This window comes from Flavobacterium sp. 25HG05S-40, assembly GCF_052654735.1.
Window position 1 is genome coordinate 2,713,447 of sequence record NZ_CP199750.1, and the last position, 17,864, is coordinate 2,731,310.

Genomic DNA, 17,864 nt, shown 5'->3' on the forward strand with positions numbered 1-17,864 from the left:
TTCAAATTCCCAATTTATCAAATCAAAAATGGAAGCACCACTTGCCGAACGCATCAGACCTCAACGTTTAGAAGATTATATCAGTCAGTTGCATCTGGTTGGCGAGAACGGTTCTCTGACGCAACAAATAGCAAGAGGAATCATTCCGTCAATGATATTTTGGGGTTCTCCCGGAACTGGAAAAACAACGTTAGCTCAGATTATTGCCAAGCAAAGCAATCGCCCTTTTTATGAATTGAGCGCTATCAATAGTGGCGTAAAAGACATTCGCGATGTTATTGAAAAAGCCAAACAAAGTGGCGGATTGTTTACGGCAAAAAATCCCATTTTATTTATCGATGAGATACATCGCTTTAGCAAATCCCAACAAGATTCCTTACTGGCTGCTGTAGAAAAAGGATGGGTAACCTTAATAGGAGCTACTACAGAAAACCCAAGTTTTGAAGTCATCCCGGCTCTTTTGTCACGTTGTCAGGTGTATATTCTAAATCCATTTTCAAAAGAAGATTTATTGGCTTTATTGCAACGCGCGATGAAAGAAGACACGTATTTGGCTTCCAAAAAAATAAAACTCAAGGAAACAGAGGCATTACTGCGACTTTCCGGTGGTGATGGACGCAAACTATTAAATATTTTTGAACTCGTCGTAAACGCCAGCCCTGAAGGTCAAATTACGATTACTAATGACAAAGTTTTTGAATTGGTACAGCAAAACACTGTACTTTATGATAAAACAGGTGAGCAGCATTATGACATTGTTTCGGCATTTATAAAATCAATCCGCGGAAGTGATCCAAACGGTGCTGTTTATTGGCTAGCGCGTATGATTGAAGGTGGTGAAGATGTAAAATTTATTGCTCGACGAATGTTGATATTATCTAGTGAAGATATTGGCAATGCGAATCCAACGGCTTTCATCATGGCCAACAATACGTTTCAGGCTGTTGCAACTATCGGTAATCCGGAAAGCAGAATAATATTGAGTCAGTGCGCGGTGTATTTAGCAACTTCTGCTAAAAGCAATGCCAGTTACATGGCTATTGGCGAAGCACAACAAATGGTGAAACAAACAGGCGATTTATCGGTGCCGATTCATTTGCGCAATGCGCCTACCAAATTAATGAAGGAATTGGGTTATGGCGAAGAATATCTGTATTCTCATAACTATTCCAACAACTTTGCTGAACAAGAATATTTGCCAGACGAAATCAAAAACACTTCTTTTTACAAACCCGGAAACAATGCTCGTGAAAACGAACTCCGCACTTTTTTAAAGAATCGTTGGAAAGATAAATACGGGTATTAAAACTTAAGTTGCAACGTTTCTGAAAACAACTTCCCGTTTTCGTAATATTCAAAAAACCATTGCCCATTTTTAGTGAGTAAGACACCGTTGATTGCTCCTTTTTGAACAATGAACACGTCTTTTTGCGACGTGTTGAACAAACGCATAATTACTTTTGGCTCCGCATCTATAATTTGAAAACCAGTAGCTGTTGGTTGTGCAAAGTAAAAAGTCTCTTGATTATTTACGGAAGCAGCAATTGCACTATTCACCGTCTCAACTTGAGTTGACGTAGTTGCAGGTTCATTAGCAGTTCCATTTTTTCCGTTGTATTTGTAATTTAATTTATCAAACGATTTTGAAGTTTCTCTCAATGCTTGGTTATAGGCAACACCATATTCCTTTTCGCGACTTTTTCCAAAATCGGTTTCAAAAATCACTTTCTCTTTGCAGTCTTTAAGCACCAATTTAAGCTTTGTAATCATAAAATCATTATCCTGTAACAAGTCGGCATACAATCGGTTGCAATTATTTCCAATGTCGTTTGGAATATCTTCTGTACTCATAAAGACTTTAAATCCATGTTTTTCCAAAAGCATTTTGGTGGTCGAATTCAACCTATACTTATCATTTTCTTTAAAACCTGTGAACTTAGTTGGCACAATAACATACTGAAAGTCATTCACTGATTGTGAAATTCCGGAAACTGAAACGAGTAAAACAAGTAACACTATAAACTTCTTCATATTATAATATCTTTTTTAATTCTAATAAATGATTAATAACCTTGATTTCTTTTACAGAATGAACAGCTTTATCATCAAACAAAATAGCCTCCATTCCAAAATCAAGAGCACCTCGAACATCTGCATCGATGCAATCTCCTATCATTATGGCATTTTCTTTTTTGACCTTAGCCAAAGATAAGGCAAATTCAAATATGTTAGGATGCGGCTTTTTGACTCCGGCCATTTCCGAATTGGTAATGGTTTTAAAATAGTGTCCTAAGTCCGACTTGGCTATTTTCTTGCTTTGTACTTCAGCGAAACCATTAGTAATGATGTGCAAATTGTATTTTGGTTGCAAATATTCTAAAATTTCTATAGCACCATCAAATAGTCGATTGTTATCCGGCAAATACTCAATGTAATCATGGGATATTGTATCGATTTCAGCATCAGAAATAACATAATCCATCGCATCAAAGGATTGTTTCAAACGTTGATAACGCAATTCCTCGTGTGTCATTTGATCAACCTGATACAATTTCCAACAGGCCTGATTTATAGGAGCGTAAATTTCAATAAACTGATGGACATCAATAGTGGGATGCGCTTTACGAAAGATTTTATCAAAAGCCAAAACGGAATTAGCATCAAAATCCCAAAGCGTGTGATCTAAGTCGAAAAAAATATCGGTAATGTGTTTCATATTTTAAAAAATTCCTTCATCCTGAAAGCTCAAATAGCCCGTTTCGGTTATAATAACATGGTCGAGCACTTTGATGTCTAACTGTTCTCCTGCCAATTTAAGCTTTTTGGTAATTTCTTTGTCAGCATCACTGGCTAAGAGTTTTCCCGAAGGATGGTTGTGTGACAAAATTACGGAAGTAGCATTATGTTCCAATGCGGTTTTGAAAATTAATCTCACATCAACTACGGTTCCGGTAATACCACCCTTAGAAAGTTGTGATTTATAAATCACTTTATTGGAATTATTAAGATAGAGAACCCAAAATTCTTCGTGAGGTAGTTCTCCGATGATAGGCTGCATAATTTCGAAAACGGCTTTGCTTGAGTTAATTTTAAACAGTTCAATAGTTTCTTCTGCTCTGCGTCTACGCCCTAATTCTAAAGCTGCAACAATGGTAATGGCTTTGGCTTCACCAATTCCTTTGAACTCCATTAATTGCTTTAACGACAATTTTCCTAAAGCATTGAGATTATTTTCTACGCTTGCCAAAATCCGTTTGCTTAAACTTACCGCACTTTCGTTTCGGCTTCCGGAGCCAATGAGAATAGCCACCAACTCGGCATCGCTTAAAGTTGTTTTCCCTTTTAGCATTAGCTTTTCGCGCGGCTTATCGTCTTCAGCCCAGTTTTTTATGGAGAAATTTTGTTCCAAATGAAATACGTTATCTAAGATTTTTACGTTATAAATTTAAAAACTAAAAAAATGAAAAACGTACACTTTTTGCTTACTTTATTGGTGCTTTTTACTTTTAGTTTTACTACAAAAAATGCATCCGTTTCAACAAAGCCTGATTCTTTTGCAAACAAACTTTCAAACGCTGCTATTGCTATTATAGATTCTGAAGTAAAATATACTCCGGATTATATTTCGATAAAATATCCCATGGGAGATGTTCCAGCTAAAACGGGAGTTTGTACCGATGTCGTCATAAGAGCGTACCGAAAGTTGGGCATCGATCTGCAAAAAGAAGTTCATGAAGATTTAAAAGCCAATTTCTCTCAATATCCCAATCTTAAAAAATGGGGACTGAAAAAACCGGACACCAACATTGATCATAGAAGGGTTCCTAACTTGGAAGTTTTCTTCACCCGAAAAGGAGAAAAATTATCCGTTACAGATAAAGCTACCGATTATAAACCGGGAGAAATAGTCACATGGATGATTAATGGAAAATTACCACATATTGGCATTATTACCCATAAAAAATCACCAGACGGAAAGCGTCTGATGATTGTTCATAATGTGGGCAATGGACAGGTTATAGAAGATTGCCTATTGGAATGGGATATTGTTGGGCATTTCAAATATGGAAAATGATTTGAAAATGAGATATCTCTTCAAATTAATTAATTAGTGTTTTTACTTCATCAAAATTCAATCCGCCATAATTACCGGAACTCATCAATAGCAAAGCCGAATTGTTGAGATCGTATCCAAAAAGAAACTCTTTAAACGCAGCCGGATTGGTATAAATGACCAAATCATCACGCTTGAAAGATTGTGCAATTTGATCAAAAGTTATTTCCTCTAGCTGCTTAATTTTGACCGCATCAGGCGAATAGAATACTACCGCCACATCTGCTGCATCCAAAGCTCCTTCATATTCTTTAAGGAATTCAGGATTCAAACTACTGTAGGTATGCAATTCCAAACAAGCCACTAGTTTTCGGTCTGGATATTGTGCTTTTACGGCTTTCGTTGTGGCAGCAACTTTACTCGGAGAATGGGCAAAATCTTTATAAGCTACTTTCCCTTTTCCTTCGGCTATTTTCTCCAGACGTTTGGAAGCGCCTTTAAAACTAGCAATAGCTTCATAAAAATCGGCTTCATCTACACCCATATTTTGGCAAATCCATTTGGCCCCAGCCAAATTATTCAGATTGTGTGCTCCAAAAACCTCAATAGGCATTGGTCCTTCGGGTGTGTCTAACAATGTAGTTCCATCCTGAACAGTGTAACTCGGAGTTTGATAAGGCAATCTTCTGATGGTATTGGTACTTTCCTCTGCAACTTTTTTAACGGTTTCATCTTCTTCGTTGTAAACTAAAATGCCGCCTTTGGTGATTTGATCGACAAAGATTTCAAACTGCTCCACATAGTTATCAAAAGTGGGAAATACATTAATATGGTCCCAGGCAATTCCTGATAAAAGCGCTATATTCGGTTGATACAAATGAAATTTAGGTCTTCTATCAATAGGTGACGACAGGTATTCATCGCCTTCTAATACGATAAAATCATTGTCATGCGTCAGATGAACCATCGTATCAAAACCTTCCAGTTGCGCACCAACCATATAGTCCACTTCAATATTGTGATAGTGCATGACGTGTAATATCATCGAAGTAATAGTCGTTTTTCCGTGTGAACCGCCAATAACAACACGAGTTTTGTTTTTGGACTGTTCGTATAAAAATTCTGGATAAGAATAAATTTTCAGGCCTAACTCCTGAGCTTTTACTAGTTCCGGATTATCAGCTTTGGCGTGCATTCCGAGTATGACAGCTTGAATATCTGAAGTGATTTTTTCGGGAAACCAACCCATTTCAGTAGGTAATAAACCTTTTTTTTCTAATCTTGATTTGGATGGTTCAAATATAGCATCATCACTTCCTGTAACCTGATATCCTTTATTGTGTAATGCTAATGCTAGATTGTGCATAGCAGCTCCACCAATGGCAATAAAATGAGTTCTCATTATGATTTGTTTCGTTCTTGATAATTTTCTAATACGATTTTGGCTTTCTGTGGCTGATTCATTTTGTTTTTGTATAAATCTGCTAATTTCTGATAACTTGTCTTAGAGCCACCACTTACTGCAATCGCTTTGTTATACTGTTTTTCAGCCTCTTTAAATCTGTCGAAATATTCGGCAATATGTCCTTTAGCAAGATAGCCGTCAACTGGAGATATTTTTAATAATTCCGAAGCATATTTATCGGCTTTGCGTTCACTACCACCCACAATTCCGGGTAACTGAAGATACAATTCTATTAACGCCCAACGAGCTTCAATATGGTTTGGATTGAGTTGAATGGCTTTTTCAAAAGACCCTTTGATATCGTCAATCATTCCGAGAGCCTTGAATTTGTTGCTTTCTTTAGCTTTCATTCCGAGACATCCTCCATATTTATAATAATAAGTAGCGTTTGATGGATTCAGGCTTTTCAATTTACCATAATAACTCATGGCTTTATCCCAAGATTTATAGTTACCTTCTATATCGCCTAAATACTCTAAAGTTTTAAGGTGATTAGGGTTTTCTGAGAGAATGCTTTCAAAAATAGGCTTTGCCTGAGCATACTTATCTTGATGAAACAACTTCTCTGCCTTCTCAAAATTGGTTTGTGAGAAAATCATTGTCGGTACTAAAAAAACAAAAAACACTATTATTTTCATTGATGAGTCTCTACTAAAACAAATGTAGTTTTTTATTACTATTCCCTTAAAAGTTTAACTTAAAAAAAATCCGTTCCAAAATAATTCAGAACGGATTTTATAAATAGTATAAGAAACTTTATTTTACCAAAGTCATTTCGTCTACAATGTGCTTAGCACCTGAGAAATTCTCGATTACCCAAAGTACGTAGCGAATATCAACGTTGATTGTTCTTTGTAGTTTAGCGTCAAAAATAACGTCTCCCGCCATAGCTTCAATATTACCATCGAAGGCCAAACCTATTAACTCTCCTTTTCCGTTAAGAACCGGTGATCCTGAGTTTCCTCCGGTGATATCGTTATCCGTTAAGAAATTCACATGAAGAGAACCATCTTTGTCCGCAAATCTTCCGTAGTTTTTGCTTTTGTTCATTTCCAAAACCTTCACTGGTAAATCAAACTCCTGATCTCCTTTTTTGTATTTTTTTACTTGTCCATCCAAAGTGGTGTAGTTGTTAATTTTGGCATCGTTACGTTTGTCTGCTGGTAAAGAACGAACTTTTCCATACGTCAAACGCAAGGTAGAATTGGCATCCGGATATTGGATTGTTCCAATTTTTGACTCTCTTAAACCTTCTACTAAAAGACGGAAAGAAGCTCCAAAATCGTTTTGTGCTTTGGCAATGTCGTCAGACTTTGAATTAAAGTGAGTTGTCAAATCATTTGAAAGTACATACAAAGGATCATTATCTAAAATACCCTGACTTGGAATCGCTAAGAATGCTTTTACTCTTTCGATAGAAGTGAAAAGACTTAAATCAAAAGCTGCGTTTACATATTTCGTAAAATCGTTGTTGTTTTCCTCACCAATCTTTTTTGCTACTGGAGCTACAGCATATCCTATAGATTTTGTAGTATATAATTTTAACTGCGCTGCTAAGATATCTTTCTCTGCAGGCAAATGCGTTTCTTTAAGCATTTCAGCAGTCATTTCTTCAATAGCCGGAGCCAACTGAGCACGTTTTGCCGGATCAGCTTTAACGTAGTTTTCTAATTGACGGCCCAAAGTTCTTCCGATAGCTCCAAACGCACTCGTTCTGAATAATTGTTGCAAATAGTTGTCATGTCTAGCCTTTTCGTTAGTCAGTGCATAATACTTATTTATTGTGGGAACCACATTGCCATACTTGGCTTTATTTTCAGATTTGTTGGCCCATGAATTGAATTTAGCTTCTTGTGCTGCTTTTGTTTTTGATGTTCCAAATTTTGTTAACGCATCAATCATTCCCTGACGGTTTTTCCAATAATTGGCTGTCGAAGCATATTTAGAAGCATATACTAGATTTAAAGCATCGCTTTGATCCATATACTTTTTCATGTTGTCCATTCCGGTTTTAGCACCTTCAACCCAAGCAGGATAAGCAAATTTTACGTTTTGCTCAATCCCTCCTGCTGGCATCCAACGATTGGTTCGTCCTGGATAACCCAAAATCATTGCAAAGTCATTTTCTTTTACGCCACCCAAATTAACCGGTAAGTGGTGTTTTGGTTGTAATGGAACATTGTTTTCGGAGTAAGCAGCCGGATTTCCATCTTTATCGGCATATACTCTGAACATTGAAAAATCTCCTGTATGACGTGGCCATTCCCAGTTATCCGTATCGCCACCAAATTTTCCGATGCTTTCCGGTGGTGTTCCTACTAAACGAACATCTTTATAATCTTGATATACGAAATAGTAGTATTCATTTCCTTGAAAGAAAGGACGAACAGATACAGTATATTTTCCTCCTTCGTTGTTTTCTTTCTCAATCAAAGCAATCTCAGCATTGATGGCTTTTTCTCTATCAGCCTCAGACATGGATGGATTTACTTTTGATAAAATTCTTTTGGATACATCATCCATACGAACAAAGAAACGAACGAACAAGCTTGATGGTTTTATCTCAGCTTTTCTGTTTTCTGCCCAAAAGCCATCTTTCAACAGATTTTTTTCAGCAGTAGAAAGTTCCGCTATGGCATCGTATCCACAGTGATGATTGGTCAAAACCAAACCGTCTTTAGAAACAATTTCGGCTGTACAACCTCCATTAAACTGGACAATAGCATCTTTTAAGCTGTGGTTGTTGATGCTGTAGATTTCTTCGGCTGTCAATTGCAAGCCCATTTTTTGCATGTCGCGGTGGTTTAACCTTTCAATAAACATAAGGAACCACATTCCTTCGTTGGCTTTCATGCTTATTGGCATTAAGAGGATTCCAACGATAAGAGATAAAATAATCTTTTTCATTTTTGATTTAATAAGTTATTAGATTGAATGCTAGTAGTCTGCTATTCCTGTTATTTGTTACAATAACTACGAGGAAAAAGCAGCGCGAAGATACTTTTTTTAAAGAAATTATTTTAAAATAATTTGATAAAACTACAACGATGTAGTGCTTTTGCTTTTGTTTACGTCCGAGAAAGTTTTCTATATTAGCACTCTAATCACGCGACATGAAAAAAATTATTACTCTTTTACTTTTCGTTCTAGCCTTACAAACATTGGCACAAGAAAAAGCGTCAGTTGAATTGAATTACCCAATTCCGACCGGTGAGAATTTTATTGGTAATTACAAAGGTTTAATTGATGTTGGCTTCAAATACAGGTTTTCTGACAAAACAGACTTTGTTTTTGGTGCTTCCTTAAACATCAATTACTTGACCTATTCATTAAATGAACCTGATATCCGATTTGATACCAAAAATTATAATTTCCAACCAAGACTATTTGGAGAATTGAAATTAAAAGGTCTTCCAAGATTTCACCCTGCTCTTGGTTTGGGATATACTTTTATGAAATTCACATCAAAAGGAAATGGATTTACCGGTGAAGGCCCTGAAAGCATCAACGAATCACAGAGTTTGAGTGGTATTAATTACAACATCTCTTTTTCTTTTGATTTCACCAAAAAAATGTTTGCTCAGCTTCAATATGATGGCATAAAAATTGGGAATACACCTCTAGGTGTTCCGGACAATAAGTATAACACTACCGCCAATCTAATAAAATTTGGTTTGGGTTACAGATTCTAATCTGAATGTGTTTGTTTTGTATAAAAAAATCCCGCCTTTCAGCGGGATTTTTTATCTAGATACCATGACTATTTTCGGGTTCTTCGGTGTCTACATTAAGCATTTCCCAAAGTTTGTCTTTTAGCTCGGTTAACCCTTGATTGGCTACCGAGGAGATAAACAAGTACGGTGTTCCTTTAAATTCTTTATCGAGTTGATTTTTTAATTCGGCTTTCAATTCGTCATCCAACATATCGCATTTTGAAACGACAATCAATCGGTCTTTGTCTAACATTTCAGGATTATAACGGCGCAATTCGTCTAATAGAATTTCGTATTCCTTTTTGATATCATCGGCATCAGCCGGAACCAAAAATAGCAATGTTGAGTTGCGTTCGATGTGTCGCAGAAAATAATGTCCTAATCCTTTACCTTCGGCTGCTCCTTCAATAATTCCGGGAATATCTGCCATAACAAATGACTTAAATTCACGATAAGCTACAATGCCCAAATTAGGTTTTAAAGTGGTAAACGGATAATCGGCAATTTTGGGTTTCGCAGAGGTTAGTACAGAAAGTAGCGTCGATTTCCCTGCATTGGGAAAACCTACCAAACCAACGTCTGCCAATACTTTTAGTTCCAATATTACGTCCATTTCTTCGGTCGGCATTCCGGGTTGGGCATACCGCGGTGTTTGATTCGTAGAACTTCTGAAATGCCAGTTTCCTAGACCGCCTTTTCCTCCTTTTAGCAAAATTCGTTCTTCTCCGTGCTCCGTGATTTCAAACAAAATTTCTTCCGTTTCCTTATCGCGAACTACCGTTCCTAAGGGCACTTCAATAACTTTATCTTCGCCGTCATGTCCTGTACTTCTAGAACTTCCTCCGTCACCACCATGACCAGCTTTGACATGACGTGCAAATTTAAGGTGAAACAAAGTCCACAGACTTTTATTCCCTTTTAAAATCACATGTCCTCCACGACCGCCATCACCACCATCGGGACCGCCTTTTTCAATAAACTTCTCTCTGTGTAGATGCGATGAACCCTTTCCTCCTTTTCCGGAAGAAACATATATTTTTACGTAATCTACAAAATTGCCCTCTGTCATAATTTCAGTATTACTGCGTCAGTTCGCTGCGCTCGTGTCAGTCTCAGTATTCAGTCTCAGTTCACTATTTACAACTACTGTAAACTGCTACTGTGACTGTCAACTTATTTATTCCTTTAATGCTTTTACCAGTACTTTATCTATTTTCACACCATCCATATCGATGATTTCTAATGTCAATTTGTTCCAAACGAGTTTTTCTCCTTGAATCGGAATTTTACCCATTTCGGTCATGATGAGTCCGCTCACGGTGGTCACTTCATAATCATTGGTCAAATCGTCCATATCAAAATACGTAAGGAAATCGTGGAGCGAATATAGTCCGTCTACCAACCACGATCCGTCTTCGCGAGCGATGAGTTGATACTCATCTTCATCAAAATCAGCTGCATCACCCACTAAGGCTTCTAAAATATCATTTAGCGTAATAATGCCTTGAAAAACACCGTATTCATCGGTTACAAAAGCATAATGCACTTTTGATTTTTTAAAATTTTCTAACGCTTTATAAGCTGAAGTATGCTCAATAAGATAAACCGGCGTTTTGGTAATCGATTTTAAATTGAATTTGCCTTTTTCAAAACTAGCAAACAAATCTTTAAGTAATACCACACCTTCAACATCATCCATATTGTCTCTGCACACCGGATAAACCGAATGCAATTCGGCTAAAACTTTCTCCTTCAATTCCTCAACAGTATCTTCATAAGAAAGGTACACGATGGATTGTCGGTGCGTCATTAGCGAGTTGATTTTACGATCACCAATATGGAAAACCCGTTCCACAATATCTTGCTCTATTTCCTGAACTTCTCCGCCTTCGGTGCCTTCTTTGATGATAGCCTTAATTTCTTCTTCGGTCACTTTGCCGTCGGCTGTCGGTTTAATATTTAAAACTTTCAGGATGCCTTCGGTAGAAATGGTCAACAACCAAATAAAAGGCGCTGTTACAATAGAAACCACTTTCATCGGAACGGCTACCCCTTTTGCAATCGCTTCAGGATAATTGAGTCCAATTCTTTTGGGCAATAATTCGCCTAAAACCAGAGAAAAGAACGTCAAAATTACCACCACAATTCCCACTGAAATAGTTTCTGCATAGGGCTTCAACGAAGCAAAACTCTCTACAAAAAGTCTCACATCCGTCGTGATTTTGTCACCCGAATAAATACCGGTCAAAATTCCGATAAGGGTGATTCCGATTTGAACTGTTGAGAGAAATTTATTAGGAGAATTGGCGAGTTCCAAGGCTACTTTGGCATTCGCATTTCCTTTTTTAGCCGCCGTTTCCAAACGATTTTTACGTGCCGAAATCAATGCAATTTCCGACATCGAAAAAACGCCATTCAACAGGATTAAAAAAAGTATAATCAGTATTTCCACTTTCGAGTTATGAGTTATGAGTTATGAGTTATGAGTTGCTGCATAAGCTCTAACTAAATTGTGTTTTAAAGTTTGTCAAAAACGTTAGTTAAACGTTCCGTTACTTCTGCTATCGAACCAATGCCGTCCACTGCGTGAAACTTCCCTTGTGCTTTGTAATAATCCATCAAAGGTGCTGTTTTTTCGTTGTATTCCTGATAACGGTTTCTGATTTTTTCTTCGTCCTGATCGTCTGGTCTGCCTGAGGTTTTTCCCCTTTCTAACAAACGTGCCACCAAGATATTATCATCTGCTTCCAAAGCAACTGTTGCGGTTATTTTTTGATTCTTCGATTTTAAAAATGCGTCTAACGCTTCCGCTTGGGCAATTGTTCTTGGGAAACCGTCGAATAAAAAGCCATCCGAATCCGGATTTTGATCTACTTCGCTTTGTAACATCTGAATAGTCACTTCATCCGGAACCAAATCACCTTTATCCATATAGGTTTTGGCTAATTGACCCAATTCAGTTTCGTTTTTGATATTGTATCTGAAAATGTCTCCGGTTGAAAGATGTGTCAGATTGTATTTCTCTTTTAAAAATTCAGCTTGTGTGCCTTTTCCTGCACCTGGTTTTCCGAAAAGAACGATGTTAATCATTTTATATAACCTTAAATATTTTAGTAACTTTTTATAATATTCTTTGATACTCTTAAGCATTTTTTATTGCGCTAATTGATAAATATCTGGTAAGTTTCTGCCCAATCCATCATAGTCTAATCCGTAGCCAACAATAAATTTATTCGGGATTCGGATTCCGATATAATCTATTTTAATGTCTTTTTTATACGCTTCAGGCTTGAAGAATAAGGTTGCAATTTTTAGATGCTTTACTTTTTTCTCTTTGAAAATCGCTTTCAACTCTTCAACAGTATTTCCGGTGTCTACGATATCTTCAACAATAACGACCGTTCTTCCTTCTAAATCTTGGTTCAACCCAATTAATTGCTTAATATCGTTAGTGGATTCTGTTCCTTCATACGAAGCCATTTTTACAAAACTAACTTCACACATACCGCGATATTGTTTCATCAAATCGGACAATACCATAAAAGCTCCGTTTAAAACGCCAATGAAAACCGGAACTTCATCAAAAAAATCGTCATCCATTTGCTTGGCCATATTCTTAATCGCAAAATCAATTTCTTCAGAAGAGATAAAAGGCTCGAAAGTTTTGTCGTGAAGATGTATCATGTGTTTCGTTTTAAAATAAGGTGCAAATTTACACAAGTATTGAGTATCAAGAGCCAAGTATTTTAACTTTTTTGTAAAATTGGTATATTTACCAAATGAATACCGACTATTATAAAGTTATTGCCAATAGCACTGCGCACCGAAAAAGCAGAGACGACAACAAAGATTTCATTTTCCAAAACCCTGAATTTTTAAAGGATTTATTAGAAATCAGCATCAACGTCACCGATAAAAACCATCACAAAGCCTGTTGGATTTTGGAATTGGTTTTGGAAGAACGCATCGAACTTATAAAGCCTTTTTTGGATTCCTTTTGCAATGTCTTAGCCAAGTACCGCTCCGATTCAGCCATTCGCTCCCTTTCAAAAATTTGTCTATTTCTCTCCAAAAGCAAAGCAATTGTTTTAACAGAAATTCAGGAAGAAAAAATCATAGAAGCTTGCTTGGACTGGCTGATACAAACAGACAAAGCCGCTAATGCAGCCTACAGTATGAGAGCGCTGTATCAATTCGGAAAAAAATATCCTTGGATAAATGACGAACTACAACTTATTCTTTCGCGGGAATTCGAAAACCAAACGCCAGGATATCGCGGTGCTGTTAAAGACCTTTTAAAACGTTTGCGATAATTTTTTAAATGTTACTTATCTTTGCGCAAACACAACTACAATGAATTATTTCTCCTCCGATTTTAAACTGGGAATCCTCGGTGGCGGACAGCTTGGCAAAATGCTTTTAGCCGAAACCCGAAAATTCGATATTCAAACCTATATCCTCGACCCCAGCAAAGAAGCTCCATCACAATTTGGCGCCAAACAATTCTTTATGGGCAATCTGATGGATTTTGATACGGTTTATGAATTTGGTAAAAGAGTACAACTCCTGACAATTGAAATTGAAAACGTCAATTTGGATGCTTTAGATACATTAGAAGCAGAAGGATTGCCTGTTTACCCATCGCCAAAAACGCTACGACTGATTCAAAACAAAGGAAAGCAAAAGGATTTTTATGAAGATAATAGTATTCCAACTGCACCACATCAGCGATTTGTAGACCTCAACAATTTGAAAAAATCATTGGAAAATGAGACACTCGAATTTCCGTTTGTATGGAAATGCGCCCAATTTGGTTATGATGGCAATGGCGTAAAAATAGTGCGTTCTGCTGTAGATTTAGTTGCCCTTCCTGATGTCGAATGCATCGCCGAAGAAATGGTTCCTTTTAAAAACGAATTGGCAGTAATTATAGCTCGTTCTGTTTCGGGAGAAGTCAAAACCTATCCAGTTGTTGAAATGGAATTCCATCCCGAAGCCAATCAGGTAGAATATGTGATTTGTCCGGCTCGAATTGACGAAAAAGTAGCTCAAAAAGCAACCGAAATCGCCCTTAACGTTTCCAAAGCTTTCAATCATATCGGATTATTGGCGGTAGAAATGTTCCAAACAAAAGACGATGACATTCTGGTCAACGAAGTAGCGCCAAGACCTCACAATTCAGGACATTACAGCATCGAAGCCAGTTATACTTCTCAATTTGAAAATCATATCCGCGCCATTCTGAATTTACCTTTGGGAAATACGGATAGTAAAGTTGCCGGAATTATGGTAAATTTGGTCGGCGAAGAAGGTTATGCGGGACAAGTGGTCTATGAAAATATCGAAAAAATCATGGCTATTGATGGTGTAACCCCACACATTTATGGTAAACGCGAAACCCGTCCGTTCCGAAAAATGGGGCATGTTACCATCGTCAATGAAAACATGACTGAAGCCAGAAAAATTGCTGAAGAAGTAAAGAATACGATTAGAGTAATATCAATTTGAAAATGTGCCGATTTGAAAATTTGAAAATGATGATTTCAAATAACCAAATACACCTATAACCAAATACACAATAATGAGCAAAGTAGCCATAATCATGGGTTCAAAATCAGATTTACCCGTCATGCAGGAAGCCATTGACATCCTAAAAAGTTTTGACATCGAAACCGAAGTCGACATCGTTTCCGCACACCGAACTCCGGAAAAATTATTTGAGTTTAGTACAAAAGCACACACTCGAGGTATTTCGGTAATCATTGCCGGTGCCGGTGGCGCTGCGCATTTACCTGGAATGGTAGCGTCCATGTCGCCTTTGCCAGTCATTGGCGTTCCGGTAAAATCAAGCAATTCTATTGACGGTTGGGACTCCGTTTTGTCTATTCTACAAATGCCTGGTGGTGTTCCCGTGGCCACTGTGGCGTTAAACGGAGCCAAAAATGCCGGAATTCTGGCAGCGCAAATCATAGGAAGCCATGATAAATCCGTACAAGGTAAAATCATTACGTTTAAAGAAAGCCTGAAAGACGCGGTGCATAAAGCATCGGAGGAAATGAAAAAATAAATGTTATAATTGTCCCCTTGAGGGGACTTTAGGGGTGTACAAGTTTTGAGAAATAAAATTATTCCATACAGTCCGCATTTGAAAGAATATGCAAGGCTACTTCGCAATAATTCAACCTTATCAGAAGTTTTGCTTTGGCAAAATATAAAAAATAAAGGATTCGAAGTTCAATTCCACAGGCAAGTACCTTTATCAAATTTCATAGTAGATTTTTATTGCCATGAATTAATGTTAGCAATCGAAATTGACGGAGATAGCCATCAATTTAAATATGAATATGATGCCACAAGACAAGGAGAATTAGAAAAGTTAGGGGTTACTTTTTTAAGATTTTCTGATATCGATGTAAAAAAAAATATGTTTAGTGTATTACTTTCTATTGAACAGACTATTTCATTATTCAAGAACAAATGACACCCCTAAAGTCCCCTCAAGGGGACAATTTAAGAACAAAAAAACAAACTAAAAGATACTGAACTAAATTCAGCATACACATGAAAATCGTAATAGAAAAATTCCATACCAAACACAATACGGCACCTTTTAGCCAAATTAAATTAGAAGATTATCAGCCCGCTTTTGAGGAAAACATTGCCAAAGCTCGCGCCGAGGTTGACGCCATTACCAACAATCCGGAAGCACCAACTTTTGAAAATACCATTGAAGCTTTAGATTTTTCGGGTGAAGCTTTAGACCGGTTGTCCTCGATTTTCTTCAACTTGAATTCGGCGGAAACCAGTGACGAAATGCAAAAAATTGCACAAAATGTTTCACCACTATTGACGGCTTTCAGCAACGATATCGCGCTGAATGAAGACTTATTCAAACGCGTAAAAGCCGTTTACGAAGAAAAAGACATGTTGACATTAAGTCCGGAACAAGCGACTTTATTAGACAAAAAGTTCAAAAGTTTTTCCCGAAACGGTGCCTTACTTTCAGAAGATAAAAAAACGCGACTACGCGAAATTGATATCGAGTTAGCCAAGCTAAAACTAACGTATGGTGAAAATGTTTTGGCCGAAACCAATAACTATCAACTACACATTACCAACCAAGAAGATCTAAAAGGTTTGCCCGAAGGAACTGTCGAAGCAGCGGCGAGTTTGGCCAAATCCAAAAATCTGGAAGGTTGGATATTCACTTTAGATTACCCGAGTTATATTCCGTTTGTGACCTATGCCGATAATCGCGAACTGCGAAAAGAATTGGCTATTGCCAACGGTAAAAAAGCCTTTCAAAACAACGAATACGACAATCAGGAAATTACACTGAAGATTGCCAAACTTCGATTTGAAAGAGCCAATTTATTAGGCTACGAAACCCATTCGCATTTTGTTCTCGAAGAACGCATGGCGCAAACTCCCGAAAAAGTAACAACGTTTTTGAATGATTTGTTAGCCAAAGCCAAACCAGCATCTGAAAAAGAATTTAAACAACTAACTGCGTTCGCCAAAGAACTGGACGGCATTGATCAATTGGAAAAATGGGACGGCGCGTACTATTCGGAAAAACTGAAACAAAAGCTTTTCGATTTTGATGACGAACAATTAAAGCCGTATTTCAAACTGGAAAATGTGCTGAACGGAGCCTTTACCGTAGCCGAAAAACTATTCGGAATCACATTCAAGGAAGTCTTTGACATTGACAAATACCATGATGATGTGCAAACCTATGAAGTGTCATTCCCGAGTAGTCGGGAATCCAAATCCGAATTAGTTGCTGTTTTCTACGCCGACTTTTTCCCAAGAAAAGGAAAACGCAACGGTGCCTGGATGACTTCGTTCAAACCGCAATACATTAAAGAGGGTGTTAACGAAAGACCACACGTTTCTATTGTGTGCAACTTTACACCTCCAACGGAAAGTAAACCTTCGCTCCTAACTTTTAATGAAGTAACGACGTTATTTCATGAATTTGGACACGCACTACACGGCATGTTAGCCAACACTACGTATCCGAGTTTATCGGGAACATCAGTGTATTGGGACTTTGTAGAATTGCCAAGTCAGGTTATGGAAAACTGGTGCTACGAACCAGAAGCCTTAGCGATTTTTGCCAAACACTATGAAACCGGAGCAATAATTCCACAGGAATATGTCAATAAAATTAAAGAAAGTGCGAGCTTTTTAGAAGGGATGGCAACGCTACGCCAATTGAGTTTCGGAATTTTGGATATGGCATTTCACAGCAATAATCCGAATGCGATTACGGATGTGAAAGCGTTTGAAAAAGCTGCATTCGAAGGCACTAATTTATATCCTGATGTGGAAGAAAACTGTATGAGCGTTTCGTTTTCGCATATTTTCCAAGGCGGTTATTCTTCGGGATATTACAGCTACAAATGGGCGGAGGTTCTCGATGCTGATGCGTTTGCCTATTTTCAAGAAAAAGGAATTTTTAATAAAGAAGTCGCGACCCAATTCAAAGACAATGTACTATCTAAAGGCGGTACCGAATTACCGATGGAATTATACAAACGTTTCCGCGGACAGGAACCGAAACCGGAAGCTCTGTTGAAACGAGCGGGATTGATTTAGACTTCTTAGATTGTTAGATATTTAGATA

18 protein-coding genes are annotated in these 17,864 nt (G+C 37.5%); 8 read left to right on the forward strand and 10 right to left on the reverse strand.

The features are described 5' to 3' along the window. Nucleotides 1–28: 28 nt before the first annotated feature. Nucleotides 29–1,306 (forward strand): replication-associated recombination protein A, encoded by a 1,278-nt coding sequence (locus tag ACULEU_RS11760; RefSeq protein ID WP_445452768.1) that lies wholly within the window; start codon nucleotides 29–31, stop codon nucleotides 1,304–1,306. Here ACULEU_RS11760 and ACULEU_RS11765 read toward each other — a convergent pair. From ACULEU_RS11765 to radC, 3 genes are read right to left on the reverse strand one after another with little or no spacing between them, the layout of a single operon-like run. Next, nucleotides 1,303–2,031 carry a hypothetical protein gene (locus ACULEU_RS11765; protein ID WP_445452769.1) on the reverse strand — a complete coding sequence of 243 codons (729 nt, stop codon included), beginning with the start codon at nucleotides 2,029–2,031 and terminating at the stop codon, nucleotides 1,303–1,305. The two genes, ACULEU_RS11760 and ACULEU_RS11765, sit on opposite strands and share 4 nt — an antisense overlap. Nucleotide 2,032: 1 nt before the next feature. Continuing rightward, nucleotides 2,033–2,716, reverse strand: a complete 684-nt coding sequence (locus ACULEU_RS11770) for a YjjG family noncanonical pyrimidine nucleotidase (RefSeq protein WP_445452770.1) — start codon at nucleotides 2,714–2,716, stop codon at nucleotides 2,033–2,035. Nucleotides 2,717–2,719: 3 nt separating this feature from the next. Further along, a complete protein-coding gene (gene radC / locus ACULEU_RS11775) occupies nucleotides 2,720–3,349 on the reverse strand; it encodes a RadC family protein (RefSeq protein WP_445452771.1) in 630 nt (209 codons plus the stop codon). 111 nt (nucleotides 3,350–3,460) lie between these two features. Between radC and ACULEU_RS11780 the strand changes: the two genes are divergently transcribed. Further along, complete coding sequence (locus ACULEU_RS11780; RefSeq protein WP_445452772.1) at nucleotides 3,461–4,075, forward strand: DUF1287 domain-containing protein; 615 nt, start codon at nucleotides 3,461–3,463, stop codon at nucleotides 4,073–4,075. Between the two features lie 25 nt (nucleotides 4,076–4,100). Here the strand turns inward: ACULEU_RS11780 and ACULEU_RS11785 are convergent, their stop codons facing one another. The 3 genes from ACULEU_RS11785 to ACULEU_RS11795 form a co-directional block, all read right to left on the reverse strand. Next, nucleotides 4,101–5,456 (reverse strand): UDP-N-acetylmuramate--L-alanine ligase, encoded by a 1,356-nt coding sequence (locus ACULEU_RS11785; protein ID WP_445452773.1) that lies wholly within the window; start codon nucleotides 5,454–5,456, stop codon nucleotides 4,101–4,103. Further along, nucleotides 5,456–6,118: a tetratricopeptide repeat protein gene (locus ACULEU_RS11790; RefSeq protein ID WP_445452774.1), complete on the reverse strand. Its 663-nt coding sequence runs from the start codon at nucleotides 6,116–6,118 to the stop codon at nucleotides 5,456–5,458. Before ACULEU_RS11790 ends, ACULEU_RS11785 begins: the two co-directional genes overlap by 1 nt. Nucleotides 6,119–6,275: 157 nt before the next feature. Next, on the reverse strand, nucleotides 6,276–8,426 hold the full coding sequence (locus ACULEU_RS11795; protein ID WP_445452775.1) for a S46 family peptidase: 2,151 nt from the start codon (nucleotides 8,424–8,426) through the stop codon (nucleotides 6,276–6,278). Nucleotides 8,427–8,632: 206 nt separating this feature from the next. On the opposite strand from ACULEU_RS11795, the gene ACULEU_RS11800 reads away from it, so the two are divergent. After that, nucleotides 8,633–9,211 (forward strand): outer membrane protein, encoded by a 579-nt coding sequence (locus ACULEU_RS11800; protein WP_445452776.1) that lies wholly within the window; start codon nucleotides 8,633–8,635, stop codon nucleotides 9,209–9,211. 55 nt (nucleotides 9,212–9,266) lie between these two features. Here ACULEU_RS11800 and obgE read toward each other — a convergent pair whose 3' ends face one another. The 4 genes from obgE to hpt form a co-directional block, all read right to left on the reverse strand. Then, a complete protein-coding gene (gene obgE, locus ACULEU_RS11805) occupies nucleotides 9,267–10,301 on the reverse strand; it encodes a GTPase ObgE (protein WP_445452777.1) in 1,035 nt (344 codons plus the stop codon). Nucleotides 10,302–10,409: 108 nt separating this feature from the next. Continuing rightward, on the reverse strand, nucleotides 10,410–11,633 hold the full coding sequence (locus tag ACULEU_RS11810) for a hemolysin family protein (protein WP_445454851.1): 1,224 nt from the start codon (nucleotides 11,631–11,633) through the stop codon (nucleotides 10,410–10,412). 116 nt (nucleotides 11,634–11,749) lie between these two features. Continuing rightward, a complete protein-coding gene (locus ACULEU_RS11815) occupies nucleotides 11,750–12,322 on the reverse strand; it encodes an adenylate kinase (RefSeq protein WP_445452778.1) in 573 nt (190 codons plus the stop codon). 63 nt (nucleotides 12,323–12,385) lie between these two features. After that, nucleotides 12,386–12,916, reverse strand: coding sequence for a hypoxanthine phosphoribosyltransferase (gene hpt / locus ACULEU_RS11820; RefSeq protein ID WP_445452779.1), 531 nt, complete (start codon nucleotides 12,914–12,916; stop codon nucleotides 12,386–12,388). 95 nt (nucleotides 12,917–13,011) lie between these two features. Between hpt and ACULEU_RS11825 the strand changes: the two genes are divergently transcribed. From ACULEU_RS11825 to ACULEU_RS11845, 5 genes are all read left to right on the forward strand, one after another. Beyond that, nucleotides 13,012–13,545: a hypothetical protein gene (locus tag ACULEU_RS11825; RefSeq protein WP_445452780.1), complete on the forward strand. Its 534-nt coding sequence runs from the start codon at nucleotides 13,012–13,014 to the stop codon at nucleotides 13,543–13,545. A 40-nt stretch (nucleotides 13,546–13,585) separates the two neighbouring features. Then, nucleotides 13,586–14,740 carry a 5-(carboxyamino)imidazole ribonucleotide synthase gene (locus ACULEU_RS11830; protein ID WP_445452781.1) on the forward strand — a complete coding sequence of 385 codons (1,155 nt, stop codon included), beginning with the start codon at nucleotides 13,586–13,588 and terminating at the stop codon, nucleotides 14,738–14,740. Nucleotides 14,741–14,813: 73 nt separating this feature from the next. Further along, nucleotides 14,814–15,299 carry a 5-(carboxyamino)imidazole ribonucleotide mutase gene (gene purE / locus ACULEU_RS11835; RefSeq protein WP_445452782.1) on the forward strand — a complete coding sequence of 162 codons (486 nt, stop codon included), beginning with the start codon at nucleotides 14,814–14,816 and terminating at the stop codon, nucleotides 15,297–15,299. Nucleotides 15,300–15,377: 78 nt separating this feature from the next. Beyond that, complete coding sequence (locus ACULEU_RS11840) at nucleotides 15,378–15,713, forward strand: endonuclease domain-containing protein (RefSeq protein WP_445452783.1); 336 nt, start codon at nucleotides 15,378–15,380, stop codon at nucleotides 15,711–15,713. 80 nt (nucleotides 15,714–15,793) lie between these two features. Further along, entirely contained in the window at nucleotides 15,794–17,836 is a 2,043-nt protein-coding gene (locus tag ACULEU_RS11845) for a M3 family metallopeptidase (protein WP_445452784.1), read from the forward strand. The last annotated feature ends 28 nt before the right edge of the window (nucleotides 17,837–17,864 follow it).